Annotated in this window: 1 pseudogene and 1 riboswitch; the pseudogene reads right to left on the reverse strand. The window is 61.5% G+C overall.

Annotated features, from left to right (window positions below):
* A pseudogene (locus tag NKJ06_RS35560) lies at nucleotides 1–457 on the reverse strand (phosphomethylpyrimidine synthase ThiC); the annotation flags it as partial.
* Between the two features lie 103 nt (nucleotides 458–560).
* Nucleotides 561–677: riboswitch (TPP riboswitch) on the reverse strand.
* Nucleotides 678–885: the final 208 nt, after the last annotated feature.

Genomic DNA, 885 nt, shown 5'->3' on the forward strand with positions numbered 1-885 from the left:
GCAGGATCTCGCGACCAAGGTTCTCGCGAATGGCAACGAACTCCATTTCGGGTGTGATGATGCCGGCGCGCGCATAGGCAAGCTGCGTCACCGCCTTGCCTGCTTTGGCCCTGAGCGGTCGGTGGCGGATGGGAAATTCCGGCGTCAGGCGTTCGCCCGTCGCGAATCCGTTGTCCTCCGGCCGGACATGGCGGCCGTCACAGTCCTCGACATCGCCGCGGGCCAAGATCCATTCGTGGCGAAGCCGAGCCAGGCCTTTTTCGATGCTGGTTTCGACAGCCGGATCGGTATAGGGGCCCGACGGATCGTAGACGGTGACTGGCGGTTCGCCGGCTGTCGGATGGACGGAGATTTCGCGCATCGGCACTTTGATCTGCGAGTGGATGGTGCCGGGCTTGTGGATCTTCCGCGAGGCGGGCAGCGGTCCCGTCGACACGGCAGGGGTGAGGGCATTCATCTTGAGGCTCCTTTGCTCATGCATTGGAGACCCAGTTCTGTGCCGGAAGGATGAAAAGACGCTTCTGTGGACCTGCCGAAACAGGACCTCGGGCGTGAACTCCCGCAGAGCGCTTGCACCGTCCCTACGCCAGTATGAACTGGATCAGGTTCAACGGGTCACTGCGCCGCGAAAGCCAGCAGTATCTCAGCCCCTTGCCGGGACTCCCCTGGTGAATGCCTCAGATTGAACGGGCCGGCGCGGCTTTGTCAAGCGCATTTGGCCCGCCCACTGCCAAATCAAACCAGGACCGCGTCGTCTTCTTGGCAATCTGGCATCTGCCCCTGCTCTGTTCCACATCCTGTTTGGGTGCAAGGCCACCACTCAGCGGAACCCTCAGAGAAGGAAACCGTCCAGATTTGGCTAGACTGCTCGACGATAAGTCCAGA

It is taken from the genome of Mesorhizobium sp. M0293, assembly GCF_040321735.1.
GTDB lineage: Bacteria > Pseudomonadota > Alphaproteobacteria > Rhizobiales > Rhizobiaceae > Mesorhizobium.